General features: G+C 73.0%; 27 protein-coding genes. 4 read left to right on the top strand and 23 right to left on the bottom strand.

Annotation, left to right across the window (positions count from 1 at the left end):
- Positions 1–41: 41 nt before the first annotated feature.
- On the bottom strand, positions 42–974 hold the full coding sequence (locus IEZ00_RS23745) for an NADP-dependent oxidoreductase (protein WP_189225538.1): 933 nt from the start codon (positions 972–974) through the stop codon (positions 42–44).
- 145 nt (positions 975–1,119) lie between these two features.
- On the opposite strand from IEZ00_RS23745, the gene IEZ00_RS23750 reads away from it, so the two are divergent.
- A complete protein-coding gene (locus IEZ00_RS23750) occupies positions 1,120–1,965 on the top strand; it encodes a helix-turn-helix transcriptional regulator (protein WP_189225539.1) in 846 nt (281 codons plus the stop codon).
- A gap of 48 nt (positions 1,966–2,013) precedes the next feature.
- Here the strand turns inward: IEZ00_RS23750 and IEZ00_RS23755 are convergent, their stop codons facing one another.
- The 11 genes from IEZ00_RS23755 to IEZ00_RS23805 form a co-directional block, all read right to left on the bottom strand.
- Positions 2,014–3,006, bottom strand: coding sequence for an aldo/keto reductase (locus IEZ00_RS23755; protein WP_189225540.1), 993 nt, complete (start codon positions 3,004–3,006; stop codon positions 2,014–2,016).
- A gap of 88 nt (positions 3,007–3,094) precedes the next feature.
- Positions 3,095–3,778 carry a response regulator gene (locus tag IEZ00_RS23760; protein WP_189225541.1) on the bottom strand — a complete coding sequence of 228 codons (684 nt, stop codon included), beginning with the start codon at positions 3,776–3,778 and terminating at the stop codon, positions 3,095–3,097.
- Positions 3,775–4,872, bottom strand: a complete 1,098-nt coding sequence (locus IEZ00_RS23765) for a sensor histidine kinase (RefSeq protein WP_229796034.1) — start codon at positions 4,870–4,872, stop codon at positions 3,775–3,777. Before IEZ00_RS23765 ends, IEZ00_RS23760 begins: the two co-directional genes overlap by 4 nt.
- Before the next feature lie 11 nt (positions 4,873–4,883).
- The gene (locus tag IEZ00_RS23770) at positions 4,884–5,456 is read right to left on the bottom strand and encodes a hypothetical protein (protein WP_189225543.1); all 573 of its coding nucleotides are present in this window, start codon (positions 5,454–5,456) and stop codon (positions 4,884–4,886) included.
- An 82-nt stretch (positions 5,457–5,538) separates the two neighbouring features.
- Entirely contained in the window at positions 5,539–7,821 is a 2,283-nt protein-coding gene (locus IEZ00_RS23775; RefSeq protein WP_229796035.1) for an ATP-binding protein, read from the bottom strand.
- Positions 7,822–7,902: 81 nt separating this feature from the next.
- Positions 7,903–8,505 carry a DUF6879 family protein gene (locus IEZ00_RS23780; protein ID WP_189225544.1) on the bottom strand — a complete coding sequence of 201 codons (603 nt, stop codon included), beginning with the start codon at positions 8,503–8,505 and terminating at the stop codon, positions 7,903–7,905.
- Positions 8,502–8,660, bottom strand: a complete 159-nt coding sequence (locus IEZ00_RS37035; protein WP_229796036.1) for a hypothetical protein — start codon at positions 8,658–8,660, stop codon at positions 8,502–8,504. The genes IEZ00_RS23780 and IEZ00_RS37035 overlap by 4 nt, the downstream gene beginning before the upstream one ends.
- A 332-nt stretch (positions 8,661–8,992) precedes the next feature.
- Complete coding sequence (locus tag IEZ00_RS23790) at positions 8,993–11,287, bottom strand: ATP-binding protein (RefSeq protein ID WP_229796037.1); 2,295 nt, start codon at positions 11,285–11,287, stop codon at positions 8,993–8,995.
- Between the two features lie 68 nt (positions 11,288–11,355).
- Complete coding sequence (locus IEZ00_RS23795) at positions 11,356–11,946, bottom strand: DUF6879 family protein (protein ID WP_189225545.1); 591 nt, start codon at positions 11,944–11,946, stop codon at positions 11,356–11,358.
- Entirely contained in the window at positions 11,946–12,209 is a 264-nt protein-coding gene (locus tag IEZ00_RS23800; RefSeq protein WP_189225546.1) for a hypothetical protein, read from the bottom strand. Before IEZ00_RS23800 ends, IEZ00_RS23795 begins: the two co-directional genes overlap by 1 nt.
- A gap of 233 nt (positions 12,210–12,442) precedes the next feature.
- On the bottom strand, positions 12,443–12,946 hold the full coding sequence (locus IEZ00_RS23805) for a GNAT family N-acetyltransferase (RefSeq protein ID WP_189225547.1): 504 nt from the start codon (positions 12,944–12,946) through the stop codon (positions 12,443–12,445).
- Between the two features lie 538 nt (positions 12,947–13,484).
- Here IEZ00_RS23805 and IEZ00_RS23810 point away from each other — a divergent pair.
- Complete coding sequence (locus tag IEZ00_RS23810; RefSeq protein WP_189225548.1) at positions 13,485–14,225, top strand: uroporphyrinogen-III synthase; 741 nt, start codon at positions 13,485–13,487, stop codon at positions 14,223–14,225.
- Positions 14,226–14,998: 773 nt separating this feature from the next.
- Complete coding sequence (locus tag IEZ00_RS23815; RefSeq protein WP_229796038.1) at positions 14,999–15,403, top strand: hypothetical protein; 405 nt, start codon at positions 14,999–15,001, stop codon at positions 15,401–15,403.
- A 231-nt stretch (positions 15,404–15,634) separates the two neighbouring features.
- Here IEZ00_RS23815 and IEZ00_RS23820 read toward each other — a convergent pair whose 3' ends face one another.
- From IEZ00_RS23820 to IEZ00_RS23860, 9 genes are all read right to left on the bottom strand, one after another.
- The gene (locus IEZ00_RS23820; RefSeq protein WP_189225549.1) at positions 15,635–15,946 is read right to left on the bottom strand and encodes a hypothetical protein; all 312 of its coding nucleotides are present in this window, start codon (positions 15,944–15,946) and stop codon (positions 15,635–15,637) included.
- A gap of 58 nt (positions 15,947–16,004) precedes the next feature.
- The gene (gene hutI / locus IEZ00_RS23825) at positions 16,005–17,153 is read right to left on the bottom strand and encodes an imidazolonepropionase (RefSeq protein WP_189225550.1); all 1,149 of its coding nucleotides are present in this window, start codon (positions 17,151–17,153) and stop codon (positions 16,005–16,007) included.
- The gene (locus tag IEZ00_RS23830; RefSeq protein WP_189225551.1) at positions 17,150–17,392 is read right to left on the bottom strand and encodes a DUF397 domain-containing protein; all 243 of its coding nucleotides are present in this window, start codon (positions 17,390–17,392) and stop codon (positions 17,150–17,152) included. Before IEZ00_RS23830 ends, hutI begins: the two co-directional genes overlap by 4 nt.
- 12 nt (positions 17,393–17,404) lie before the next feature.
- Positions 17,405–18,232, bottom strand: a complete 828-nt coding sequence (locus IEZ00_RS23835) for a helix-turn-helix domain-containing protein (protein ID WP_189225552.1) — start codon at positions 18,230–18,232, stop codon at positions 17,405–17,407.
- Between the two features lie 52 nt (positions 18,233–18,284).
- Complete coding sequence (locus IEZ00_RS23840) at positions 18,285–19,553, bottom strand: formimidoylglutamate deiminase (protein ID WP_189225553.1); 1,269 nt, start codon at positions 19,551–19,553, stop codon at positions 18,285–18,287.
- Positions 19,550–20,725 (bottom strand): allantoate amidohydrolase, encoded by a 1,176-nt coding sequence (locus tag IEZ00_RS23845; RefSeq protein ID WP_189225554.1) that lies wholly within the window; start codon positions 20,723–20,725, stop codon positions 19,550–19,552. Before IEZ00_RS23845 ends, IEZ00_RS23840 begins: the two co-directional genes overlap by 4 nt.
- Positions 20,718–22,361: a urocanate hydratase gene (hutU, locus tag IEZ00_RS23850; protein ID WP_189225555.1), complete on the bottom strand. Its 1,644-nt coding sequence runs from the start codon at positions 22,359–22,361 to the stop codon at positions 20,718–20,720. Before hutU ends, IEZ00_RS23845 begins: the two co-directional genes overlap by 8 nt.
- Complete coding sequence (hutH, locus tag IEZ00_RS23855) at positions 22,362–23,867, bottom strand: histidine ammonia-lyase (protein WP_189225556.1); 1,506 nt, start codon at positions 23,865–23,867, stop codon at positions 22,362–22,364.
- A gap of 100 nt (positions 23,868–23,967) precedes the next feature.
- Complete coding sequence (locus IEZ00_RS23860; protein ID WP_189225557.1) at positions 23,968–24,552, bottom strand: TetR family transcriptional regulator C-terminal domain-containing protein; 585 nt, start codon at positions 24,550–24,552, stop codon at positions 23,968–23,970.
- A gap of 112 nt (positions 24,553–24,664) precedes the next feature.
- Here IEZ00_RS23860 and IEZ00_RS23865 point away from each other — a divergent pair, with 112 nt between their 5' ends.
- Positions 24,665–25,363: a CPBP family intramembrane glutamic endopeptidase gene (locus IEZ00_RS23865; protein WP_189225558.1), complete on the top strand. Its 699-nt coding sequence runs from the start codon at positions 24,665–24,667 to the stop codon at positions 25,361–25,363.
- Positions 25,364–25,406: 43 nt separating this feature from the next.
- Here the strand turns inward: IEZ00_RS23865 and IEZ00_RS23870 are convergent, their stop codons facing one another.
- Positions 25,407–26,366 (bottom strand): hypothetical protein, encoded by a 960-nt coding sequence (locus IEZ00_RS23870; RefSeq protein ID WP_189225559.1) that lies wholly within the window; start codon positions 26,364–26,366, stop codon positions 25,407–25,409.
- On the bottom strand, positions 26,366–26,845 hold the full coding sequence (locus IEZ00_RS23875; protein WP_189225560.1) for a SigE family RNA polymerase sigma factor: 480 nt from the start codon (positions 26,843–26,845) through the stop codon (positions 26,366–26,368). The genes IEZ00_RS23870 and IEZ00_RS23875 overlap by 1 nt, the downstream gene beginning before the upstream one ends.
- Between the last annotated feature and the right edge of the window lie 11 nt (positions 26,846–26,856).

A 26,856-nucleotide genomic window follows, 5' to 3' on the forward strand; every position in this document is an offset into this window, starting at 1 on the left:
TTCGACTCGCGGTACCCGAGCGTTCGACTCGCGGGGTGCGGTCAGGGCACGAGGACGAGGCGTCCGCGCAGGCCGCCCGCGGCGAGGCGTTCGTGCGCCTCGGCGGCCCGCTCCAGGGGCAGGGTGTCGGCGACGCGCAGGGTGAGCATCCCGGCGCCCGCCAGTGCGGACAGCTCCCACAGCCGCTTGCCGTCGGTGTGGTAGGCCAGGTCGACGGTCCGGACGGCCCGCCGCGCGAAGGGGCTGGAGTTGAGCAGGGAGACGTAACCGCCGCCGTGGGCGACCGCGTCCAGCGCGGCCGTTCCGACGTTGGCGGCGTCGATCACGCCGTCCACCCCGCCGGGGACCAGCGCCCGCACGCGTGCGGCGAGGTCGTCGTCCCGGTCGACGAACGACTCGGCCCCGAACGACCGGACCAGCGGCTCGTCTGCGGCCCCGGCCTGGGCGAGCACGCGCAGGCCGCGCAGCCGGGCCAGCTCCGTGGCGAACCCGCCGACCGCCCCCGCCGCACCGGTGACCAGCAGCCGCTGCCCGCGCCGCAGGCCGAGGGCGTCGAGCGCCTGGTCGGCGGTCGTGGCGTTGAGCGGCAGGGTCGCGGCCTCGACGGCGGTGGCGCCCGCCGGGGCGGGCGCCACCGCCCACTCCTCCAGCACCGCGTACTCGGCGTAGGCGCCCAGGGGCAGGTCCAGCCGCTCCTGGAGCCCGATCACCGCCTGCCCGACGGCGAACCGGTCCACCCCCTCGCCCAGCGCGTCGACGGTGCCCGCGACGTCGCAGCCGACGCCGTGCCGGGCGCGGCCGACCGCCGCGCCGTACTGGACGTTGAGGCCCGTGCGGATCAGCACGTCGGCGAAGTTGACGGCGGCGGCCCCGACCTTGATCCGCACCTCGCCGGGACCGGGGTGCGGGAGGGCGGTCTCGACGACCTCCAGGACCTCCGGTCCCCCGTACCGCCGAACGACGACCGCGCGCATGTGACCTCCTCGGTTGGCGGCGGGGTGGACTCCCCGCCCGCCGGCGGCAGCTTCCGGCCGCCGCGCGGCACCGGGGAAGGGACGTCGCGACCGTGGGTCCGGCAGAACCAGGTTGGGCGTGGCCGGGACGGGCAGACTCGGTGGCATGGCTGATCCGCGCATCGCCGAGTTCCTGCGCAACCGGCGCTCCCGCGTGACGCCCGCGCAGGCCGGGCTGCCCGACGGGCTGACCCGCCGCCGGGTGCCGGGCCTGCGCCGCGAGGAGGTCGCCCAGCTGGCGGGCGTGAGCGTCGACTACTACACGCGGTTGGAGCAGGGGCGGGGCAAGCACGTGTCCGACGCGGTGCTCGACGCGATCGCCACCGTGCTCCGGCTCAGCCACGTCGAGCGGCAGCACCTGTGGAACCTGGCCAGGCCCCGCGCCACCGCGGGCCCGCCCCCGGCGCGGGCGGTCCCGCCCGGCGTGCGGCGGATGCTGGAGCTGATGCCCGACGCCCCGGCCCTGGTCCTCGGCAGGCGGATGCGGGTGCTCGCCTGGAACCCGGCCGCGCAGGCGGTGTTCGACGTCGAGTCGATGCGGGAGCTGGGCTACAACGCCGCCCGGCACGCCTTCCTCGCGCCTCGGGCGGCGGAGCGGTACGTCAACCGGGAGGAGGTCGCCGCCGCGATCTGCGCGCAGCTGCGGCTGGAGTCGGGCCGCCACCCCGACGACCCGGACCTGGCCGCGCTGATCGGCGAGCTGGCCATCCGCAGCGGGACCTTCCGCCGCCTGTGGGCGGCCAACGACGTCCGGCAGAAGGACTCCGGCACCACCGTGGTGGCCCACCCGGTCGTCGGACGCCTGGAGTTCGGCTACGAGGCGCTGGCCCTGCCCGGCGCGGGGGACCAGTACCTCACCGCCTACACCTACCCCGCCGGGTCGGCCACCGCGCAGCGGCTCCAGCTGCTGCTGAGCTGGACCAGCGAACCCGCCCCGGTCGGCACCGCCTGAGGACGGCCCAGCGGGGGCACCCGCGCGCACGGGTGCCCCGCCGACCGCCTACCAGGCGTAAGCCTCCGGGGCGGGCTTGGCCCCGTTGGGCGCCGGGGCCGGGAACAGCTCCTCCAGCTTCCCCAGCACCTCCGCGTCCAGCTTGATCTCCGCCGCCCGCAGCGACCCGTCCAGCTGCTCCGCCGTGCGCGGCCCGATGATCGGGGCGGTCACGCCCTCCTGGTGCAGCAGCCAGGCCAGCCCGACGTTGGCCGGGTCCTCGCCCAGGTCCGCGCACAGCTTCTCGTACGCCTCGATGGACTCGCGGTGCTTCTCCAGCCCTTCGGCCGAGCGGCCGGAGTTGCTGCGCGACGCGCCGCCCTCGCGCTGCTTGCGCAGCACGCCGCCGAGCAGGCCGCCGTTGAGCGGCGACCACGGGATGACGCCGACGCCGTAGTGCCGGGCGGCGGGCAGCACCTCCAGCTCCACCCAGCGGTTGAGCAGGTTGTAGATGGACTGCTCGCTGACCAGCCCGAGGAAGTGCCGGGCGCGGGCGGCCTCCTGGGCCTGGGCGATGTGCCAGCCCGCGAAGTTCGACGAGCCGAAGTAGAGCACCTTGCCCTGCTGGCGCAGGACGCTGAACGCCTCCCAGATCTCGTCCCACGGCGTGGAGCGGTCCACGTGGTGCATCTGGTAGAGGTCGATGTGGTCGGTCTGCAACCGCTTGAGCGAGGCGTCGCACGCGCGGCGGATGTTCAGCGCCGACAGGAACGTCTCGTTGGGCCAGTCGCCCATGCTGCCGTAGAGCTTGGTGGCGATCACGGTCTTCTCGCGCCGCCCGCCGCCGGTGGCGAACCACCGGCCGATGATCTGCTCGGTGATCCCCTCCCCCTTCTGCCAGCCGTAGACGTTGGCGGTGTCGAAGAAGTTGATGCCGTGCTCGTGCGCCCGGTCCATGATCGCGTGGCTGTCGGACTCGGAGGTCTCCGGGCCGAAGTTCATGGTGCCGAGGCACAGCCGCGACACGGACAGGCCGGACCGGCCGAGGTGCGTGTACTCCATGCTCCCAGCCTGCCCCCGTCCGGCCGATCCGGCCACGTGGAGCGGCTCCAGCCGACCGGGAGGGATTCCGCAGGACCGGTCTCCCCTCTCACTCGGTCGGGTGTCCCCCGAGCTGTGCCTGTCCCCGCCTCGGCACCGCGAGGCCGGACTCGTAGGCGGCGATCACCGCCTGCACCCGGTCGCGCAGTCCAAGCTTGCTCAGCACGTTGCTCACGTGCGTCTTCACCGTGTGCTCGCTGACCGTCATGGCCTCGGCGATCTCGGCGTTGGACAGCCCGCGCGCGATCAGCGCCAGCGTCTCCCGCTCGCGCGCGGTCAGCGCGGGCAGGAGGTCGGTGTCGTGCCCGGCGCCGTGGTCCGGGGTGGTGAAGCGGGCGATCAGCTTGCGGGTGACCGAGGGCGCCAGCAGCGCCTCCCCCTCGGCGACGACGCGCACGGCGTGCACGAGGTCGTCGCGGCGGACGTCCTTGAGCAGGAATCCGCTGGCCCCCGCCCGCAGCGCCTCGTAGACGTAGTCGTCCACGTCGAACGTGGTCAGCATGAGCACCTTCGTCGTGCCGCTGACCGCGCGGGCCGCCTCGATGCCGTCCACGCCGGGCATCCGGATGTCCAGCAGCACCACGTCCGGCCGGTGCTCGCGCACCGCGGCGACGGCCGCCGCGCCGTCGCCCGCCTCGGCCACCACCTCGATGTCCGGTTGGGCGTCGAGGATCATGGCGAACCCGGCGCGCACCAGCTCCTGGTCGTCGGCGACCACCACCCGGATCGTCATGCGGGCAGCTCCACCAGCACCCGGAATCCCCGCCGGTCAGGCCTCGGTCCGAGGACCGCGCTGCCCCCGCAGGCCACCGCGCGCTCGCGGATGCCGATCAGGCCGCGCCCGGCTCCCCGCGCCCCGGAGCCCCGTGCCCTGGCTCCCCGCGCCGCCGCGCCCGGTCCGTCGTCGACGATGCTGATCACGAGCGAATCCTCCCGCCAGTCGAAGTGGACGTCGGCGCGGGCCGGTGCCGCGTGCTTGACGACGTTGGTCAGCGCTTCCTGGGTGATGCGGTAGGCGGCGACCGCCACGTCCGGGCGCAGCGGCACCGGGTCGCCGGTGGTGGTGCGCCGCACGTCCACGCCCGCGCCGCGGACCTGCTCGACCAGCGCGGCCAGGTCGTCGATGGTCGGCTGCGGGGCGCGCGGCCCGTCGTCCTCCTTGAGCACGGCCAGGATGCCCCGCAGCTGCACCATCGCGTCCCGCCCGGCGGCGGCGATGGCGTCGAACGCGGCCTCCGCGCGGGCGGGGTCGGCGTGCAGCACCACCGGTCCCGCTTCGGCCTGCACGACCATGACGCTGACCGCGTGGGACAGGATGTCGTGCATGTCGCGGGCGATCCTGGCCCGCTCGCGCTCGGCGGCCCGCTCGGCCTCCAGCTCGCGCTCGCGCTCCAGCCGGGCGGCGCGCTCCTCGGCCGCGGCGGTGGCACGGCCCAGCGCGTAGGCCGCGCCCAGCAGCGTCACCGCGCGCAACGCGGTCTCCGACGAGCCGACCGCCAGCAGCACGCCGCCGACGGACACCGCGAAGGCGGCGATCCTGGCCCGCGCGGACGAGCGGGCGGCCACCGCGTGCATCGCCACGATCCCGCCGTACCAGACGGGCTGGTCGGGGACCTTGCCGACGAAGTCGTAGAGCGAGGTGGCGACCAGGCTGGCGATCAGCGCGGTGACCGGGAAGCGCCGCCGCCACACCACCGGGACGGCCGAGGCCACCACGACCGCGCACCCCCACCAGGAGTAGGTGAAGCCCCTGGCGAAGAACGGCCAGAGCTGCACCGCCGCCACCAGCACGGCCAACCCGGCGTCCAGGCGGTACTTGGTGGGCATGGGGGAGATCATCACACCAGGACCGGCCGGCGGGCCGCGCGGCGGGCCAGCGGTGCGAAGGAGACCAGCAGCAGGACCGCGCCGACCGGGATGAGGTCCTTGTCGATCAGCGGCATGACCAGGTCGGCGAGCACCAGCACGGGCATCCACGCCTTGACCACGCGGTGCGCGGCGAGCTGCACGACCAGGGCGAGCTGCCCCACGTAGAACAGGTAGGGGCCGAAGTCGTAGATCACCGGCCGGACGCCCGGCCATGACCGCACCTCGCGGGAGATCGCGACCAGCTCGGCGTGGTCGTCGGCCAGCAAGCCCGCCACCACGTCCACGGCGAACTGCCCGAACAGCGCGAGCGCGCCGAGTGTGGCGACGGCGGCCGTAACCCTGGCCGGCGCGCTGGGACCGATCATCTCCCGCATCTGGTGGAAGATCCCGACGAACAGCACGAGCGCGGCGAGGAAGGCCAGGTGGCCGATGGTCCAGGCGGGGCCGGGCCCGCGCACGCCGTCGAAGCCGTCGACGATCCGGATGACGCCGTAGGCCAGGACGAGCAGCGGGGCCGCGATGAAGGCGGTGCGTGGGTTCATGCCGGCAATCCTGCGGATTCCGGCGGTCGTTGTGATCGCCCGTGCCGGCGGTTTCGCGTCTCCCCCTTGAGAGGGAGAGCGGTCACGCGGGCGGCCCGATCCGCCGCCTCAGCTCCCGCGCCGCCGGGTCGTCGAAGTCGGCGAGCAGCTCGCGCGCCTCGGCCAGCGCCGCCGCGCCCCTGTCGCCGCCCGCGGTCAGGCCGAGGTTGACCAGGGCCCGCGCGAGCGGCCACCGGTTGCCCAGCACGCGCAGGGCCGCCACCGCCATCGCGTGGAACCGCGCCGCGTCCTCGGGCCTGCCCAGCTGCGCGTACGCCTCGCCCGTGGCGTCGATCGCGAGGGCTTCCCGCTCCAGGTCGCCGAGCCCGCGCTGCATGGCGGCGGCCCGCCGGCAGCACTCCAGCGCCTGCTCCGGACGTCCCGACGCCGCTTCCACGCGGCCGAGTTCGACCAGCCAGTACGCCTCCGCGACCGCGTGCCGCTCCTCGCGGGCGATGCGCAGCGCGGCCCCGATGGCTTCGGACGCCTCGGCCAGGCGGCCCCGCTCGCGCAGGACCCGGCTCAGGCCGTGCAGCGCGTTGCCCTCGCGCACGCGCTCGCCGGTGGCGCGGAAGACCTCCAGAGCACCTCGGAGCAGCTCCTCCGCCGCCTCCAGCTCGCCCAGCAGGCAGCGCGCGCTCGCGGTGTTGCAGGCCAGGACGCCGAGCCAGTACTCGCCGCCCTGCTCGACGGCGATGGCCCGCGCCCGCTCGAACGCGGCCAGCGCCTCGGCCAGCCGGTGGCCGCGCAGGAACGCCAGCCCCAGCGCGTTGGCGGAGGCGAGCTGACCGGTGCGGTCCCCGATCTCCTCGCGGATGGCCAGCGCGGCGCGGTGCAGCTCCACCCCGGCGGCCAGCTCGCCCCGCTGCACGCGCGCCGTGCCCAGGCTCTCCAGCACAGCCGCCTCACCGGCCCGGTCGCCGGACCCGCGCGCCGCGCGCAGCGCGATCTCCCCGGTGGCCAGCCAGTCGTCGAACCAGTTGGTCCCGGCGTAGCACGCCGCCAGCACGGCGGGCAGCAGCCAGGCCAGGTCGTCCATCCCGGCCTGCTCGGCGGCGCGGGTCGCGGCGACCAGGTTGCCCCGCTCCTCCTCCAGCCACCGCACCGCCTCGGCTCGGGAGGTGAACGCCAGCGGCGCGACGCCGTCCGCCCTCGGCGGCTCCGGCACCCGCCTGGACGGGCTGACCAGCAGCGACACCGCCCGCGCCGTGTGCGCGTACCACAGCAGCAGCCGCCGCACGGCCGCCGCGGCGCTGGCCGGGGTCTCCTCGCGGTGGGCCTGGTCGGTGGCGTAGGCCCGCAGCAGGTCGTGGAACTGGAAGTGGGTGGAGTCGACCTGCTCGACCAGGTGCGCGCACACCAGATCGTCCAGCAGCCTGCGCACCGGCCGCACGTCGGCCCCGGCCAGCGCCGCGGCGGCCTCGACGCCGAACTCGGCGCCGGGGTGCAGGCCCAGCAGCCGGAACAGCCTGCTCGCCGCCGCCGACAGCGCCCGGTAGGACCAGGCGAAGACGGTGCGCACCGCGTCGGAGTCGTCGCCGCCCGCCGGGGTGAGCGCGTCCCACAGCGTCGACTCGTCCCGCAGGTCCTCGATCAGCTCGCGCAGCGGGGTGTGCGGGCGGCTGCCCGCCCGCTCCGCCGCCACCCGCAGCGCCAGCGGCAGCCGCGCGCACAGCCGGGCCAGTTCGGCGAGCTGCTCCGGGGTGTCGGGCGGGCGGTAGCCCGCGGTGACCCCGCGCAGCAGCTCCACCGCCTGCTCCTCGGTCAGCACGCCGAGGCCGAACCGGTGCGCCCCGTCGCGGGCCACCAGGCCCGCCAGGTGGCTGCGGCTGGTGATCAGCACCAGGCAGCCCGCGGTGCCCGGCAGCAGCGGGCGGACCTGGGCCACGGTGGCGGCGTTGTCCAGCACCACCAGCACCCGCCTGCCCGCCAGCAGCGTGCGGTACGCCGCCGCCCTGGGCTCCAGGTCGGCCGGGACGGCCTCCGGCGGCACCCGCATCGCGCGCAGGAAGTGCTCCAGGGCCTGCGCCGGGGTCACCGGCGGTCCTGGGTCGTAGCCGCGCAGGTTGACGTGCAGCTGCCCGTCGGGGAAGTGCTCCGCGACGCGGTGCGCCCAGTGCAGGGCCAGGGCGGTCTTCCCGACCCCCGCCGTGCCGACCACGATGCAGACCGCGGGCGACTTCGGGTCGTGCCGCGCGGCCAGGAACTCGTCCAGCCGGGCCAGCTCGTCCACGCGGTTGACGTAGCCGGGGACGTCGGCGGGCAGTTGCCTCGGCGGCACCCACTCCGCGCGCTCACGCCCGTGGAAGTGCACCCCGCCCAGCACGTCCCGCGCCTGGACGACGTCCTCGGCGGGGCCGGAGATCTCGTTGCGCCAACCCGGCTGCTCGGCGATGTCGGACCTCCGTCACGGCCGCAGACCCGCGAGACGGCGGTCGAAGTAGTCGACCAGCGGCTCGGCCGCCGCGTACAGCTCCTCGAAGACGCCCCGCCAGCCGAGCACCTGCTCGCGCTCGGTGGACCTGATCGCGCCGACCGGGACGCCGTCCCCGGTGTAGAGCACCTGGTAGGCCACGCGGTCGTCGAAGCCGACGACGTCGGGCAGCCGCTCCCGCCGCTCCCGGTCCGCGATCCGGTCGGCTTCCAGGACGCGGACGGGCTCGCCGAGCCCGCTGCGCTGGCGGAGCAGGTTCAGCTCCCACAGCACGTAGGGGGCCAGCGGCTGCTCCACCACGCGGACCCGGCGGCGGCGCGTGCCGCGCGCGGCGACCCGGTCGTGGTACTCGCGCTGCCTCGGCAGGTCTTCCCGGATCAGCTCCAGCGCGCGTTCCCACTCGCCCCGCGCGAAGGCGTCGTAACTGGCGCTGCCCCGCTCCACGAAGACCTGGGTGCGCTCGATCTTCCAGAACTCGGCCGCGCCGACCTCCCACAGCCCGCGGCGGAAATCGCGGCGGTAGTCGTCCAGCGAAAGCCTTTCGCCGCGCACCCCCGGCAGCGCCCCGCTCCTCATCGCGGGTCCACCTCCGGGCCCCGCACCAGGCCGCCCGGAATGACCACCAGCCGCTCGTCCGCGCCGACGCGCACGCCCTCCGGCAGCCGCGAGGCGTACTGCGCGGTGAGGTCGCGCCCGATCACCGCCACGTCGCCGTTGTCCAGCTCCCACACGTCGGGACACGTCTCGTCGTCGGCGCAGGGGGGGACCGGTCCGGCCGGACACCGCTGCGCCCAGTCGGCGGCGAAAAGCCGCCGACGGGTCGGCCTGCCACCGCTCCGCCATTTCACCCCCCGCGCCGCTCCCATTCCGCCACCAGGCTATCCACGCGCGGAGCCCCTTTGTCCGCACAAAGCGTGCTCCTCCGCCGCGGCGTCCCAAAGAATGAAGTTTCCACGGCAGTTTCCGCAGCCGAAGAGGCGAATTCTGGATGACCGGTATTTTCCTCACTCGGTCGGGCGACCCCCAAGCCGGGTATGCCGCTGTCCTGGCACCGCCAGGCCGGTCACGCGGGCGGCTCGATCCGCCGCCTCAGCTCCCGCGCCGCCGGGTCGTCGAAGTCGGCGAGCAGCTCCCGCGCCTCGGCCAGCGCGTCGGCGGCCCGCTCACCGTCCGCGACGGCGGCCAGGTTCACCAGCGCCCGCGCGAGCTGCCACCGGTTGCCCAGCCCGCGCAGCGCGGCCACCGCCATCGCGTGGAACCCCGCCGCGTCGTGCGGCCGGTCGAGCTGGGCGTACACCTCGCCCACCGCGTCGAACGCCAGCGCCTCCCGCTCCACGTCGCCGAGCCCGCGCTGGAGGGCGGCGGCGCGCTGGTGCGCCACCAGCGCCCGCTCCGGCCTGCCCGACGCCGCTTCCACGCGGCCGAGCTCCACCAGCCAGAACGCCTCCGCCACCAGGTGCCCGCCGTCGCGGGCGATGTCCACCGCGGCCCGGATGGCGTCGTGGGCCTCCGGCAGCCGCCCGAGGGCCCGGTGCACCTGGCTCAGGCCGTGCAGCGCGTCGCCCTCGCAGATGCGGTCGCCCAGCTCGCGGAACACCTCCAGCGCCCGCCGCAGCCACCGCTCCGCCTCCGCGAACCGCTCCAGCTCGGCCAGCGCCGCCGCGGTGTTGCCCGCCGAGATGCCGTCCCAGTACCGGTCGCCGGTCTCGACCGCGATGCCCCTGGCCCGCTCGAACGAGGCCAGCGCCTCGGCGGGCCGGTGCTCGCGCAGGAAGGCGAGGCCGATCGCGTTGGCCGAGGCCAGCACGCCCCGGCGGTCCCCCAGCTCCTGCCGGATGGCCAGCGCGGCGCGGTGCAGCCCGATCCCCTCGGCCAGCCTGCCGCGCTGCACCTCGGCCTTGCCCAGGCTCTCCAGCACCTGCGCCTCGCCGCCGCGGTCGCCGAGCCCGCGCACCGCGCGCAGCGCGATGCCCGCGCTGGTCAGCCAGTCGTCGAACCGGTTGGTCTCGGCGAAGTGCGTGCGCAGCACCGCGTGCAGCAGCCAGGCGGCCTCGTCCACGCCGTGCCGCTCGGCCGCGTGGATCACCGCGACCAGGTTCGCCCACTCCCGCTCCAGCCACGCGGCGGCCTGCTCCCGCGCGGGGAACGCCAGTGGCGTCACCCCGTCGGCGGGCGGCAGCCGGGGCGTCCTGTCGTGCGGGTGGACCGCGCGGGCCGCCGCGGCGGCGCTGTGCAGGTACCACAGCACCAGCCTGCGGACCGCCGCCGCCGCGCTGCCCGCGTCCTCCTCCCGGCGGACCTGGTCGACGGCGTAGGCGCGCAGCAGGTCGTGGAACCCGAAGCGGTCCGAGCTGACCCGCTCGACCAGGTGGACGCCCACCAGGTCGTCCAGCAGCCTGCCCGCCACCCTCGGCTCCACCCCGGCCAGCGCCGCCGCGGCCGCCGGGCCGAACTCCGCGCCGGGGTGCAGGCCCAGCAGCCGGAACAGCCTGCTCGCGGCGGCGGGCAGCGCGCGGTAGGACCAGGCGAAAACCGTGCGCACGGCGTCCGCGTCGTCGTCCCCGGAGGTCAGCGCGTCCCACAGCATCGACTCGTCGCGCAGCTCCTCGACCAGGTCCCGCAGCGGTGTGTGCGGGCGGCTGCCCGCCCGCTCGGCGGCGATCCGCAGCGCCAGGGGCAGCCGCGCGCACAGCCGGGCCAGCTCGCGCAGCTCGTCGGGGTCGTCCGGCGGCCGGTACCCGTCGGTGACCCCGCGCAGCAGCTCGACGGCCTGCTTCTCGGTCAGCACGTCGAGGCTGAGCCGGTGCGCGCCGTCGCGGGCCACCAGGCCGGACAGGCGGTTGCGGCTGGTGATGACCACCAGGCAGCCCGCGGTGCCGGGCAGCAGCGGCCGCACCTGGGCGACGCCGGAGGCGTTGTCCAGCAGCACCAGCACGCGACGCCCGGCCAGCAGGGAGCGGTAGGCCGCGGCGCGCGGCTCCAGGCCGTCCGGGATCAGCTCGGGCGGCACCCGCAGCGCCCGCAGGAAGTCGTCCAGCGCCTGCAGCGGGGTCACCGGCGGGCCGGGGTCGTAGCCGTGCAGGTTCGCGTAGAGCTGGCCGTCGGGGAAGTCCGCCGCGATGCGGTGCGCCCAGTGCACGGCGAGGGAGGTCTTGCCGACCCCGGCGGTGCCCGTGACGATGCACGGGCTGACCGAGCGGGACTCGCGCTGCGCGGCCAGTATCCGGTCCAGGTGTTCGAGCTCCTCGGTGCGGTTGACGTAGCCCCGGACGTCGGCGGGCAGCTGCCGGGGAGGTGTCCACCGCGCCGGGCGCGGGCCGTGGAAGTGCACGCCGCCGATGACGTCGCGCGCTTGCACGACGTCATCGGCGGCGCCGGAGAGTTCGTTGCGCCAGTGCGGCTGCTCGGCTATCGGTCCACCACCGCCTACGGGCGCTCGCCCGCCACCCGGCGGTCGAAGTAGTCGGCCACCGGCTCGCCGTCGGCGTACAACCGCTCGAACACCCCGCGCCACGCCGCCACCTGCTCGTGGTCGCGGGCCGCGACCGCGCCCACGGCCGCGCCCTCGGGGGTGTAGAGGACCTGGTAGGCGACCCGCTCGTCGATGCCGACCACGTCCACGACCGGACGACCCGCCCGCGCGAGGCTGGTCGCGTCCACGACCCGGATGCGCTCACCCAGCTCGGCCCGCTGCCGCAGGGAGTGCAGCTCCCACAGCACGTAGCCGGCCAGCGGCTCCTCCACCACCCGCACGCGGCGGAGGGTCACGCCGTGCTCGGCGACCCGCCGCTGGTGCTCCCGCTGCTCGTCGCGGCGCCGCTCGATCAGCTCCAGGGCGCGCTCCCAGTCGCCCGCCGCGAAGGCGTCGTAACTGGGGTCGTCCTCTTCCACGAAAACCTGCGTCCGCTCGATCTTCCAGCAGTCGGCCGCGCCCACCGCCCAGAAGTAGCGGTCGAAGTCGTCGGAGTACTCGTCCAGCGAAAGCCGCTCACCGATGACCCCGGCCGCCTCACCCATCACGTGTCACCGGCTTTCGCGGCCCGGAACATAGCACCGGGAATGACCACCAGCCGTTCACCGATGCCGATGTTCACCCCATCAGGAAGATTCCCGGCGTAGCGCGTGGTGAGGTCGTGCCCGATCACCGCGACATCGCCGTTGTCCAGTTCCCAGATGTCCGGGCAGGTCTTGGTGTTGTTGCACCGCTCCCGCCCGCCCCCCGCGCCGACCAGCGGGCGACTGAAGATCGCCGAAGGATCTGCTTTCCACGAAAATTCCATGCCAACCCCCTGTGCGGTGCACGACATCCCATCCCAGGGTATTGCCGCTCATCGCGGACACCCCCCACGGAGTGCGGAGAAACGCCGTTTCACTCTCCCGTAGCAGAGGTTGACCCGATATTTCAGATAAATCCCCTCGCGATCACCCGCAGTGAGAGTCTTTTCGCCGCTGCGCCCCCGGTCCAGGGGCCGTCGAGGCGGTACCCGCGGTATCTTCCGCCACCCCCTGTAAATCAGGAGCGTCCCGGTTCCGGTTCCGGTCCCGGTTCCGCGAGCAGCACCGCGTACCCGTCCCGGTCCTCCCGCCTGATCAGCCCGACGCGCTCGGCGACGCGGATCGCGGCGGCGTTCCACGGCCGGGTCTCCACCAGCACCGGCCAGTCCGGACGCGCCTCCCGGGCCGCCGCGACAGCCTCCCGCGCCACTTCCGTCGCGATGCCCTTCCCCCAGTGGGCGGGTGACACCCGGTAGTAGAGGTTCCAGCAGCGGCGGCCGTGCCAGAGCTTGGGCTGCACGCCGCCGAAGCCCACGATCTCGCCGTGAAGCAGGACGGTCCAATAGCCGAGCTCCCCGCGCTCCCACACGTCGGTGAACGCGGAGAGGTAGCGGGCAGAGGCCACGACGTCCGGGGTGCGCTCCGGCCGCAGGGCCGCTTCGAGCGCGACGAAGGCGTCCAGGTCGTCCACGCTGACGCGACGCAAGCGCAAGCGGGCGGTGGTCCGTTCCGCAGCGGGCACGGGGGAGAAGCTAGCGACAAGGCAGTGAAGTCAAGGGATGGGCGCGGCTGTCCAGCCGGTTGGCACGGGCAACGGAGTCCTTGCCAGAACGGTGCCGACCAAGAGCACCGCACAGTAAGAACTCCGTTGAACGTCCGGTCTGCCATCACCCGCACGATCGCTGTGGCCGGGAGCCGGTCAGACCAGGGTGCGGGACCTGCCGCCCCAGGTCGTGATCTACCTCCTGCTGGCCGGCCTGCCCTGGACACGGTGGCACGGCATGCTGGTCCGCGCGATCGACGGCACCACTTTGACCGTGCCCGACACACCGGCCGTGCCGACCCGCCGACCAAGCAGCGGGGCAACCACTGCGGCACCGGCTACCCACAGCTCCGCCTGGTGGCCTGCGGCACCCGCACCCTGATCGACGCGGTGTTCGGCCCCAGCACCACCGGCGAGACCACCTACGCGGCTGCTTGACGACATCGCGGATCACCAGCTGAGTCGGCAACCGAGACCTCGCCGCCGACGCTGGTGGCTCCCTGCAACGATGGCGGCCATGGTGAGCTTCCACGCGCGGTACGTGTCCGGTGATCCCGACGACGTATGGCGCGACCTGCGCGGTCTTGGCCTGCGGGTCTTCGACGCCCCGTACCGCGAGGACGCCGAGGCGGTGGCGCGCGAGTTCGCCGACCGCGCCCGCAGGAACGTCGAGACGCTCGTTGAGCGGCTGCAGGCGCGAGGCTTCCGTGCGCAGGAGAACGACGACGAGAGGACGCCGTGCCGCGCCCACGTTCCCCCGTCACCGGGCGCGCCCGCGCTGGCCGACTGGCTGGAGGTGACGTTCGCGCCGTTCCCGATGACGATCAGCGCGTGGATCCGGCAGGTGGGCGATGTGTGGCTCGTCGGGGAGTTGCCGGGTTGGCCGGCCAGCGTGCTCGCGGATCCGTTGGTGGTGCAGTTCGAGTGGGCTGAGCGGGGCGGCTCGCGCTCCTACTACGAGGCCGAGCACGCCGCGTACCTCAAGGACACCGCGCACCGGGACGCCGGCATCCCGTTCAAGCTCGACTACGCGCCCGACGAACTTCACAAGGCGAACATCAGCGGCGACGCGCCTTACGGCATCGACCTGCCCGGCCCCGGAATCGACGGCAAGGTGGGGCCCGCGATCTGGTTCGTCGACGATCTCAACACCGCGTTCGCCGCCGGCGGCTTTCCCGGTGCGCTGTGGGACGAGGGCTACCAGGAGCCGCCCGCCGGATTGCGTGAGTCGCTCGCCGCAGGACTGCTGCGGCTGTGAGGCCGCCAGACGGATGACCGGTCAGACCCGGTTGACTCATTCGGTTTTTCGTCCGCGCGCACCGCAACTACCACAGCCAGGACTGCCGGGCGGGTCGGTACTGGGGGCCGGGCGCCACCATCACCATCTCCGCGCGGAATCCCGCACACGTGGGACTGGGCGGACCGTCTGGATCCCTTCGCCTGGAGGTTCCAGCAGCGGCGGCCGTGCCAGAGCTTGGGCTGCACGCCGCCGAAGCCCATGACCTCGCCGTGGAGCAGGACGGTCCAATAGCCGAGCTCCCCGCGCTCCCACACATCGGTGAACGCGGAGAGATAGCGGGCGGAGACCACGGCATCCGGGGTCCGCTCCGGCCGCAGGGACGCTTCGAGCGCCACGAAGGCGTCCAGATCGGCCATGCTCACGCGACGCAGGCAAGCGGGCAGTGGTCCGTTCCACAGCGGGCACGAGGGAGAAGCTAGCCGATGCTTCCACGAGGGCCCGCATGACGTCGGAGGGACATGCGGACTGACTTGGACTGCTCTGACAGGCGACTGCCGACTCGATGCTGTCACGACTGATCGACACCCCGATTAGTGATCAGGACAAACCACTAGCCGTGGTGGCCACCGTCCTCCAGGGTGCGAATGGTGGTGATGCGGCCGTCTTTGATCGCGTTGATCTCGATCTGCGCTAGAGTCGGGAACCAGTCACAGGTGACCGGCGTCGATGGAGGAAGTAACAGGTCTAACGACGGTGCCATGCTGGCTTGAGAGCGGAGTCTACAGGGGGTCGTGGTGACGTTAGAGGGCGCGTGGAGTGCGCAATCCATGCAGGCTATGGCAGCGAACATGCGCGGTCTGAAGCAGGCGGCCGAGTCGGGGTCATTCGCGATCAGCGAATCCGGAGCCCAGGCGTACATCAAAGCCATCGAAGATGCCCAGTCGAGCATCACCGAACTCGATGCGAAGCTCTACCTGCTCACGACCGAGACGAAGTTGGGGGCCAGTCCTGACTCCAAGTCAATGAGTCGTTACAACCTCGAAAGCGCCACTGGCGGAACAGGCACCAGCGGCATCATTCCAGCGATCGACCAACTGAAGACGGCACTGGAAGACGCCAAGATCGCCATGCGAAAGGCCGTCGAGAACTACCGAGCGGTCGATGATGCCGCTGCCAATAATTACAAGAGCTACTGAAGTGGGTGTGCAGTTGCCGAAGCGTCCGGTACTCAGAGCCGTTATAACGATCGCTTCCAGCGGCCTGCTGCTAATAGCCTGCTCGGGTGAAACCGGCAGGCCAACGCCTGCCACGAGCACTGCTACCACAAGCACATCCGAGAAAACGACTAGTTCTAATCCGACTTCGAGAAGCACAGGGGATTCGCTCGCCAATTTCGATGCTTGTGCCGCGCTCAATTCCGTAGCGGGTCAGTTCAGCCTCACAAACATCGCGGAGGATGGGGAGTTGGAGTGCGCGGCCTCCGCCCCAGGACCGTCAGCCGCCAGGTTGAAGGCGTTCCCCGACATCGGTGTCGACGGAGGCACTCTGGCCCCGAATGCGGAGGTGTCGAAAACCAAGATTGGTACGCGTGAGGCAAGGCTGATCAGCAAAGCTTTTTCCAGCACAGCCTGCGCTGTGACGATGGAGGTGACATCCACTTCGCGCGTTGACGTCGTGGTGTCCGACAACTCATCCCTGGAAGAGGCGTGCGAGGCCGCGACGAACATCGCCACCGCCATCGAGCCGAGACTGCCGAAGTGACATCGGGAATCGGTCGCGGTCCCTCCGGACAAGTGGTCAGCGGACGCGGACTCCCTTCCGCCACACCGCGTGCGTCAGCGGCACTCCCGGCCGGTACGCGAGGTGGGTGACCGAAGGCGCGTCGAGCACGTGCACGTCCGCCCGCGCGCCGGGGGCGAGGTGGCCCACGTCGGTGCGGCGCAGCGCCTTCGCGCCGCCGAGGGTGGCGGCTGTGACGGCCTCCTCCACGGTCATCCGCAACTGGAGCACGGCGGTGGCGACGCAGAACGCCATGGACGTGGTGTAGGAGCTGCCGGGGTTGCAGTTCGACGCCAGCGCCACGGTCGCGCCCGCGTCCAGCAGGCGGCGGGCGGGGGCCGGAGCCTGGCGGGTGGACAGGTCGCAGGCGGGCAGCAGGGTGGCGACGGTGCCGGAGTCCGCCAGGGCGTCCACGTCGGCGGCGGACAGGTACGTGCAGTGGTCGACGCTGGCCGCGCCCACCTCCACGGCGAGACGTACGCCGGGGCCCTCGCCGAGCTGGTTGCCGTGCACGCGCAGGCCCAACCCCTTGGCGGCGGCGGCCTTGAGCACCGCGCGGGACTGGTCCTCGTCGAACGCGCCGGTCTCGCAGAACACGTCGGCCCAGCGCGCGTGCGGGGCCACCGCGTCGAGCATCTCGCCGCACACCAGGGACACGTACTCGTCGGGGTCCGCGCCGGGCGGGACGAGGTGCGCGCCCAGGAAGGTGACTTCGTCGGCGTGCTCGGCCGCGATCCGGGCGGAGCGCAGCTCGTCGGCGACGGTCAGGCCGTAGCCGGTCTTGGTCTCCACGCAGGTGGTGCCCTGGGCGGCGGCCTCGGCGACGTGGCGGCGCAGGGTCGCGGCCAGTTCGGCGTCCGTGGCGGCGCGGGTGGCGGCGACGGTGACCGCGATCCCGCCCGCCGTGTAGGGCTGCCCCGCCATGCGGGCCTCGAACTCGGCGGTGCGGTCGCCCGCGAAGAGCAGGTGGGTGTGGCTGTCGACCCAGCCGGGCAGCACGGCCCGGCCCTCGACGTCCACGCGCTGGTCGGCGGGCGGGGCGGCACTCGCCGACCCCACCCAGGAGACGTGGCCGTCGATCAGGACGAGAGCGGCGTCGGTGAGCCGACCCAGGTCCGGGTCGTTGGTGGTCAGCTCACCGATGCCGGTGATCAGGGTGCTGGTCACGGGCGCAGGAACCGCTGCCAGGAGGAAGCCGGGAAGGACAGCGGGCCGGCGTCCGGGTTCTTCGAGTCCCGCACGGCCACCGCCAGGTCGGAGAAGACGACCTCAACGCAGTTGTCGTTGTTGCCGCCGCCGCTGTGACTGCTCTTCCGCCACGCCACCTCGACGCAGTTGTTGTTGTTTCCCCCGCCGCTACGACTGCTCTTGCGCCAGACGAACCCATTGGCGTCCGCTGTAGACATTCAAGCCACCTCTCATCCGTGCTCGGCGATGATCTGCTCGATCAGGGTCACCGAGTCCTCCGGACCAAGAGCCCGCTCAAGCAGGTGGTCGAACACGAGTCTAGCCCGATGAAGCTCCTCCGGTTCCTCGACATGAACCGCACCAGTGGGGTAGGAGACATGCAACATTGACGGGTACTCGTCGAATTCCAACATTGTGAATGCAGCCGTTTGACCAGCGTGCGCGCCGAGGCTTCGTGGCAGCACCCGAAGTGTGACGGTGTTCAACTCCGACATCATGATCAGGCTGTCCAACTGACCGCGCATGACCTCGACGCCGCCGATGAGGTTGCGCAGTGCCGCCTCATCCACCAAGGCGGTCAGGTGTAGCGGGTTCGCCTCAGCGGTCAAGCGTTCCTGCCGAATCTGCCGCGCGCTGATCTGCTTGACCAGTTCCGGCTTGGCGCGCTTCAGCAAGTCCGCTTCGAGCACTGCCTTCGTGTAGGGCGCGGTTTGCAGCAATCCTGGAATGTGGTTCAGCGCGACTTCGCGCACCGCTTTCGCATCGGTCTCCATGTCGATGTATCCCATGTCGCGCAGGCCGAGCTTGATCCACCAGCCCGGCGCCAGCGCCTCGCGGACCTTGTCCAGGAGGTCCGGGTCGTACACGTCGTAGATGTCCATCATCGAGCGGGCCAGGTGCACGTCGAGCCGGGTCTCACCCGCTTCGATGCGGTAGAGCGCGCCGCGCTGCTTCTCCAGCGCGCGGGCGGCCTCGTCGATGCTCATGCCGGCCTGCTCGCGCAGCCTGCGCACCCGGTGGCCCAGTTTCTTCCTGCGGAAAGTCGGTTGCTGCGGCATGGCGGGCATGGTCGCGAACGGGACCGACAACAATGGGAATCCCGCTACCCGATCAGGTGAGGGCATCCAAGAGCATCGGACCGATCTCGCCCCACTTCTCGTGCACCCCGTCGCGCGCCACGACCTGCCCGCCTGCCACGACCACCGCCACGTCGGACGCCGTGGCGGCCATCACCAGTTGCTCGGGCGCAACGCCCGCCGTCCGCGCCGAGTTCACCCGAACGGCTACGAAATCGGCCGGTGCGCCCGGTGCGATCCGCCCCGCCTCGGGCCACCCGATGGCCGCGTGGTTGGTCATCGCGGCGACCAGCTCGGACGGCCCGAAGCGACCGCGCTGACCAGTGCGCAAACGTTCGCCATGCTCCACCGCGCGGGCCTCCAGCAGCAGGTCGGTCACCGCGTGCTGGTCGCTGCCCAGCGACAGCGCGCACCCGGCGTCGGCCAGTTCGCGCGCCGGGCCGATGCCGTCCGCCAGGTCGGCCTCGGTGGTCGGGCACAGGCACACGCCCGTGCCCGAAGCGCCGAGCAGGGTGATGTCCTCGCCGGTCAGGTGCGTCGCGTGGACGGCGGTGGTGCGCGGGGTGAGGGCGCCCGCCTCGGCGAGCAGCCGGGCCGGCGTCATGCCGTAGGACCGGAGGCAGTCGTCGTTTTCCGCGGGTTGCTCCGAGAGGTGGACGTGCAGCGGCCGATCGGGGAATGCGTTCGCTATTTCCGACAGGGTTTCACGTGGCACCGCGCGCACCGAGTGAATGGCCGCGCCGATCCTGGTGTTCTCGTCCTCGCGCAGTTCGGCGACCCGCGAAGCCCACTTCTCCGCCGTTCCGTCGGAAAAGCGCTCCTGGACGCCTTGCACCGGTTGGCCGATTCCGCCCGCCAAATAGGCCGCGTCCAGGAGGGTGAGGCGGATTCCGGCGTCGGCGGCGGCGCGGCGCAGCGCCTCGCCCATCTCGTTGCCGCCGTCGTGCAGGTAGTGGAACTCCCCCACCGCCGTCACGCCGGTGACCACCATCTCGGCGTAGACGGCGCATGCCAGGCGGTAGTACGACTCGGGCGTCAGGCTCGCCGCCAGCTCGTACATGCGCTCGCGCCACGTCCAGAAGGTGCCGCCGCCGTCGTGGGTCCGGCCGCGCAGCGCGCGGTGGAAGGCGTGCGAGTGGGCGTTGGCGAAACCGGGGAGCACCACGCCGTAGAGGCGTTGCGACCCCAGCGGAATCGTGTCCACTGTGGACACAGAGTGGATCACGCCGTCCTCGACGCGCACCAGCACCCTGGAGGCCATGCCCTCCGGCAGCACCGCCCGCTCGCACCAGAAGCTCTTCATCGCGCCAAGTGCTCCAACGTCGTCGCCAGCGCGACGACACCCGCCGCGCAATCCTCGGCCTCGGCGAACTCCTCGGGCGCGTGGCTGACGCCGGTGGGGTTGCGCACGAACAGCATGGCGGTCGGGACGTGCGCGGCCAGCACGCCCGCGTCGTGCCCGGCCCCGGTCGGCAGCGCGGGCACCCCGCCCAGCGCCCCGGCGATGTCGTCGCGCAGGCGCGCGTCGAAGTGCACGGTGTCGCCGTACGACTCCTCGGTGACGTGCACCTGGCAGCCCTCCTCGGCGGCGAAACCGCGCGCGGCTTCGGTGATCTCCGCGACGACGGCCCTGGTCCGGCGGTCGTCGGCGGCGCGGGCGTCCAGCCACAGGTCCACCGACGAGGCGATGACGTTGGTGCCGCCGGGGTTGGGCACGATCCGCCCCACGGTGGCGCGCGCGCCGTCGCGGGCGGCCTTGCGCGCGGCCAGGACGACCCTGGAGGCGGGCAGCATCGGGTCGCGGCGGTCCTCGATCGGCGTCGCGCCCGCGTGGTTGCCCTCGCCGGTGAAGGTGAACCGCCACCGGCCGTGGGCGAGGATGGAACTGGCCACCCCGACCGGGACGTCCAGGCCGCGCCCCTGCTCGACGTGCAGCTCCACGAACGCGCCGACGCGGCCGAGCGCCTCGTCGTCGCGGCCCATCCGCCACGGGTCGAAGCCCGCCCGGTGCGCGGCCTCGCCGAAGGCGATCCCGTCCTGGTCCACCAGCCTGGCCGCGACCTCGGGCGCGGTCGCCCCGGTCATCAGCCGCGACCCCAGGCAGGCGACGCCGAACCGGCCGCCCTCCTCCTCCACGAAGACCACGATCGCCAGCGGCCGGGACGGCGTGAAACCGTTGGCGCGCAACACGTCGAAGGCTTGCAGGGCGGAGACCACGCCGAGCGGGCCGTCGAACGCGCCGCCGCCGGGCACCGAGTCGAGGTGGCTGCCGGTGACCACCGCGCCGGGCCCCGGAGTGCCCCACCACGCCCACAGGTTGCCGTTGCGGTCGGGCCGCACGTCCAGCTCGCGCGCGCGGGCCTCAGCCGTGAACCACTCGCGCAGCTCCAGCTCGGCGGTGTCGAAGCCGTGCCGGGAGTAGCCGCCGCGGCGGGCGTCGCGGCCGATGTCGGCGATGTCGGCGAGGTCAGCCATCGGTGCTCATAGGAATCCGCACGCCCTTCGCCGCGGCCACTTCCCGCGCCCTGTCGTACCCGGCGTCCACGTGCCGCAGCACGCCCATGCCGGGGTCGTTGGTCAGCACGCGCTCGATCTTGCGGGCCGCGAGCTCGGTGCCGTCGGCCACGGTGACCTGCCCGGCGTGGATGGAGCGGCCGATGCCGACGCCGCCGCCGTGGTGGATGGACACCCACGTGGCCCCGGAGGCGGTGTTGACCAGGGCGTTGAGCAGCGGCCAGTCGGCGATGGCGTCCGAGCCGTCGGCCATCGCCTCGGTCTCCCGGTAGGGGGAGGCGACCGAGCCGCAGTCGAGGTGGTCGCGGCCGATCACCACCGGCGCGGACAGCTCGCCACTGGCGACCATCTCGTTGAACCGCAGGCCCGCCAGGTGCCGCTGGCCGTAGCCGAGCCAGCAGATGCGCGCGGGCAGGCCCTGGAACTCGACGCGCTCGCCCGCCATCCTGATCCACCGGGCCAGCTTCTCGTCGTCGGGGAACAGCTCCAGGATGGCGCGGTCGGTGGCGGCGATGTCGGCCGGGTCGCCGGACAGCGCGGCCCAGCGGAACGGGCCCTTGCCCTCGCAGAACAGCGGCCGGATGTAGGCGGGGACGAAACCGGGGAAGTCGAACGCCCGCTCGCAGCCGCCGAGCTTGGCCTCGCCGCGGATCGAGTTGCCGTAGTCGAACACCTCGGCTCCCCGGTCCAGGAAGCCGACCATCGCCTCGACGTGCGCGGCCATGGACGCGCGGGCGCGGTCGGTGAACTCCTCCGGCTTGCCCGCCGCGTACTCCTTCCAGTCCTCGATGGACACACCGATCGGCAGGTAGGCCAACGGGTCGTGCGCGGAGGTCTGGTCGGTCACCACGTCCACCGGCACCTCGCGGCGCAGCAGCTCCGGCAGCACCTCGGCGGCGTTGCCGATCAGGCCCACCGACAGCGCCCGCCCTTCGGCCTTGGCGCGCAGCACGCGCGCCACCGCGTCGTCCAGGTCGTCGGCGATCTCGTCCAGGTAGCGGGTCTCCACGCGGCGGCGGGCCCGCTGCGGGTCGACCTCGACGCACAGCGCGACGCCCTCGTTCATGGTCACCGCCAGCGGCTGCGCGCCACCCATGCCGCCCAGGCCCGCGGTGACGGTCAGGGTGCCCTTGAGCGAGCCGCCGAAGCGCTTGTCGGCCACCGCGGCGAAGGTCTCGTAGGTGCCCTGCAGGATGCCCTGGGTGCCGATGTAGATCCACGACCCGGCCGTCATCTGGCCGTACATGGTCAGGCCCTCGGCCTCCAGGCGGCGGAACTCGGGCCAGTTGGCCCAGTCCGGCACCAGGTTGGAGTTGGCGATGAGCACGCGCGGGGCCCACTCGTGGGTGCGCAGCACGCCCACCGGGCGGCCGGACTGCACCAGCAGCGTCTCGTCCTCGGCCAGCGCGGCCAGCTCCCGGCTGATGGCGTGGAAGCTGGGCCAGTCCCGCGCGGCCTTGCCGGTGCCGCCGTAGACCACGAGGTCCTCCGGGCGCTCGGCCACGTCCGGGTCCAGGTTGTTGTGGAACATGCGCAGCGCGGCCTCGGTCGGCCAGCTGCGGGCGGTCAGGTCGGTTCCGCGAGCGGCTTTCACCATCTACAGCGCTCCACTTCGGATGAGGTCCTCGGCGGCGGCGATCTCGGGCGCGAGGTGGCGGTCCGGTCCGGGACCGGGGACCACCTCGCGCAGCTTCGCCACGGCCGCCGCGGTGGCGGGTGCGGGCTTGAGCGGCGCGCGCAGGTCCAGCGCACGCGCGGCGGTGATCAGCTCGACGGCGAGTACCGTGCGCAGGCCGTCGACCGCCTTGCGCAGCTTGCGCGCGGCCGACCAGCCCATCGACACGTGGTCCTCCTGCATGGCCGAGCTGGGGATCGAGTCGACCGAGGCGGGCACCGCCAGCCGCTTGAGCTCGGACACGATCGCCGCCTGCGTGTACTGGGCGATCATGTGGCCGGAGTCCACGCCGGGGTCGTCGGCCAGGAACGGCGGCAGGCCGTGCGAGCGGTTGACGTCGAGCATCCGGTCGGTGCGGCGCTCGGCGATGCTGGCCACGTCGGCGACCGGGATGGCCAGGAAGTCCAGCACGTAGGCCAGTGGCGCGCCGTGGAAGTTGCCGTTGGACTCCACCCGGCCGTCGGGCAGCACCACCGGGTTGTCGATCGCGGCGGCCAGCTCCCGGTCGGCCACGGTCTCGGCGTAGGCGACGGTGTCCCGCGCCGCGCCGTGGACCTGCGGCGAGCAGCGCAGCGAGTAGGCGTCCTGCACGCGGTCGCAGTCCGGACCCCGGTGCGAGGCCACGATCTCCGAGCCCGCCAGGATCTCCGCCATGCGCTGGGCGGAGCGGCCCTGACCGGGGTGCGGGCGCAGGGCGTGCAGCTCGGCGGCGAACACGCGGTCGGTGCCCAGCAGCGCCTCCACGCTCATCGCCGCGGTGAGGTCGGCGACGTCGAGCAGCCGGTGCAGGTCGCTGATCGCCAGCACCAGCATCCCGAGCATCCCGTCGGTGCCGTTGATCAGCGCCAGGCCCTCCTTCTCGGCCAGCCGCACCGGCTCGACACCCGCCGCGCGCAGCGCCTCGGCGGCGGGCAGCAGCCGGTCGTCGGCGTCGCGGACCAGTCCCTCGCCGGTCAGCGCCAGCGCCACCGCCGACAGCGGGGCCAGATCGCCCGAGCAGCCCAGCGAGCCGAACTCGCGCACGACCGGCGTGATGCCCGCGTTGAGCATCGCCGCCATCGCCTCGACCGTGCCCAGCCGGACGCCGGTGTGCCCGGTGGCCAGCGTGCGCAGCCTGAGCAGCACCAGGGCGCGCACCACCTCGCGCTCCACCTCCGGGCCCGCCCCGGCCGCGTGCGAGCGCACCAGGGCCTGCTGGAGGGCGGCGCGGCGGTCCGGCGGGATGTGCCGCACGGCCAGCGCGCCGAACCCGGTCGAGACGCCGTAGGTCGGCTTCGCGGCGGCGGCCAGGCGGTCGACGTGCGCCCTGGCGGCGGTGACCGCCTCGCGGGCCGCGTCCGCCAGCTCCACCGGAGCGCCGCCTCGGGCCACCGCGTGGACGTCTGCGCGGGTCAGGGGCTTGGGCCCCACCTGCACGGGTTGCTGCATGTGCACATCTCAACCCGGAACCGCCGTCCGCACGACCCGTGAACCGGCATCGGTGTCTGGGATGCCAGACACCGACCGCTCCCGCTCGACGTGGAACCGCCTACGCGGACAGGAGCACCGCCGCGTGGCGGCGGAGCAGTCGCTTCGCCCCGTCCAGGTCGAGCCGTTCCGGGTCGACGAGCATCGTCAGGTGAACGCCGTCGATCATCACCAGCAGCTCGGTCACCCGATCGTCGACGGCGTCGTCGGGGATGTGCCCTTCCGCCGCGAGAACCCCCAACCAGCGGGTGAGCACCGTCGCGGACGCCTGCCTGCCGGAGAGCAGGAGTTCCCTGGCCCCCTCGCTCGCCTCGGGGCCGTAGGACAGGCGGTAGTACTCGAGCCACCCGTGCAGTGCCGCTTCCACCTGGTCGGGAAGCGGGAGGAACTGCTCCAGGCATTCCGCCAGGCGCTCGGCCGGTGACCGCGACGCGTCCGCGATGTGCCGGTCGTCGAGGGTGAAGGTGACGATCTCCGAAGCCACCGCTTGGTGCAGGAGGGCTTGCGAGGGGAAGTAGTTGCGCAGGGTCGTCGCCCCGACGCCCGCGGCGGCGGCGACCGCCCGCACGCTCAGCGCCGCCAGTCCTTCGGCCTTCGCCAGTTCCACGGCGGCCCGCAGGATCTGCTCACGTTTGCCCGCGCTCATCACACCACTGTACCGCACACTGTGCCGCACACCGTTCCGCACAGTGTGCGGTACGGTGTGCGGCACACTGTACTTATCGCTTCTCCACCTCCCATGGAACAGGAGTTCCACCATGGTCAGCGCACACGACCGGACCACCCCTCCCACCGACGCGCGGCCACGGCCGGGCTGGCTCGAACTGGCCGTCGGCGGCCTGACCTACGCCACCGCGCTCGCCCTCGGGATCTGGTGGATCGACAGCATCCCGGTCGAGCGGAGCGAGCTGCGCGGCTACATCAGCTACTTCGTCTCCGGAGCGACCGGCGTGCTCGCCTTCGCCGCCGCGGTCGGCGTCCGCATCCGCGCGCTGGCGCCCTTCGGCATCCGCAGGATCAGCTGGAGGTGGGTCCTCGTCAGCCTCGTGGCAGCGGCGGGCGTCTACTGGGTCAACCAGTTCATCGCACTGGGGTACATCGCCGTCTTCGGCAACGACACCCCTCAGGGCGACTACCAGGCGGCGGCCGGGGCCGGCGCCCTCTCCCTCGCGGTGACGCTCGTCCTCGGAGGCGGCCTGACCGGGTTGGGCGAGGAACTGCTCTTCCGCGGTGTCGTCGCCAACACGCTGCTGAAGCACGGCGTCTGGACGGGCGTCGTGCTCAGCGCGCTGATCTTCGCCCTCGTCCACGGCCTCAACATGATCCTGCCGCTGGCCTTCGTCGTCGGTCTGGTCAACGCGACGCTGCTGCGCCGGAGCGGTTCGGTCTGGCCCGCGGTCATCGTCCACGTCGTCTACAACAGCGTGAGCAACATCGGCTTCATGTTCGCCTCCTGACACCGGCGACCAGCGAGGACCGGGGCGCTGAGCAGTGCTCGCCTCAGCGCCCCAGCCAGGACAGGTCCGGGTGCGGGTCGACCAGGGCCGCGTCCGCGACCTCGACCAGCTCCTCCACCGATGCCCGCCGGTTGTGCCCGGTCACCACCAGGTAGCGGTCCGGGGCGAGCGGGACGGCCAGGTAGCCCCACTCCGTCTCCCGGTGCACCGCGTCCCGCCCGCGCGCCCGCACGGTCGTCGGCGTCCCCGAGCCGCCATCACCCGTCGTGAGCGCGAGGGTGTAGCCGGCGCCTCCGCGCGTCGTGGTGACCTGCGCGCTCCAGGCGCCCCCTGCCGTGGTGAACGTGAAGTAGCCGCTGCCGTCCAGGGACAGCGGAGCGCGGACCTTCGTGGCGTCCGGGCGCACCGACTCGGCCACGCGCGTCGCCGAGGCGCGGAAGTCGACCACGCCCTGCCAGGACAGCGACACGTACCAGGAGGCGTCCGGCTGCCACAGCAGCCCGCTGCTGTCCCCGGTGAACACGGCGGGCCGCCCGTTGACCGTGGTCCGGTCCTGCGGCGCGGCGTTGGCGAGCACCACCGCCTCCGGGCTCTGCGGCGTGGCCGGTGCCACCCGGAAGGTGAGCACCTCGATCCCCCCGGCGCGCGGCGCCCAACGCCGGAACAGCCCGCCCGCCTCGTAGCTCCGCTCGAACTCGTAGTACCCCTCGGGCACCCAGCCGGGGCTGTGCGTCAGCGCGACCTCGGGCAGCGGCGGCCCGCTGGTCGTGGTCACAGCGGTGCTCACGGCGGTGGGCGCGGTGGACCCGGCGGGCGGGGTCGCCACCGGGCGGCTGACCACCGCGGTGGCCACGATAGCCGCGACCGCCGCGGTGGCCGTGGCCAGTGCCAGCAGCAGCGGCTTGCGGTCGCGGCGGGGCCGGTGCAGCGCGGCCAGCACGGGTCCGGCGGGCGGCGTGCGCTCGGCCTGGCGCAACAGCGCCTCCCTGACGCGGTCCTCCATCACAGCGCCTCCTTCACCCGGTCCTGGGCGCGCAGGGTGGCCAGCGCGCGGGAGATGTGGCTGCGGACGGTGCCCTGGGAGCACCCCAAGTAGGCGGCGATCTCGGCGTCGTCGCAGCCCTCGTAGTAGCGCAGCACGATCGCCGCGCGCTGCTTGCGCGGCAGCCGCGCGATCAGCCGCAGCAGGGCGTCCCGCTCGTCGTAGCGGGCGGTCGGGTCCTCACCCGCCGGGTCCAACCCCTCGATGGACCCGGCGGGCCGGAGGCGCCTGCGCCAGGACAGGAACTCGTTGGTCACCATCCGCTTGACGTAGGCGCCGGGCGCGTCGAGGACGCCGATCCGCCCCCACCGCTGCTGGGCGCGCAGCAGGCACTCCTGCACCACGTCCTGCGCGAGGTGCGGGTCGCAGGTCAGCACCGTGGCGTAGCGCAGCAACGGGGTGACGTGCTCAGCCGCGAAGTCCTCGAAGCTGCTTGTCATACCCCTCCAAT

It is taken from the genome of Saccharothrix coeruleofusca (assembly GCF_014648515.1).
In the GTDB taxonomy this organism is placed as follows: Bacteria; Actinomycetota; Actinomycetes; order Mycobacteriales; family Pseudonocardiaceae; genus Actinosynnema; species Actinosynnema coeruleofuscum.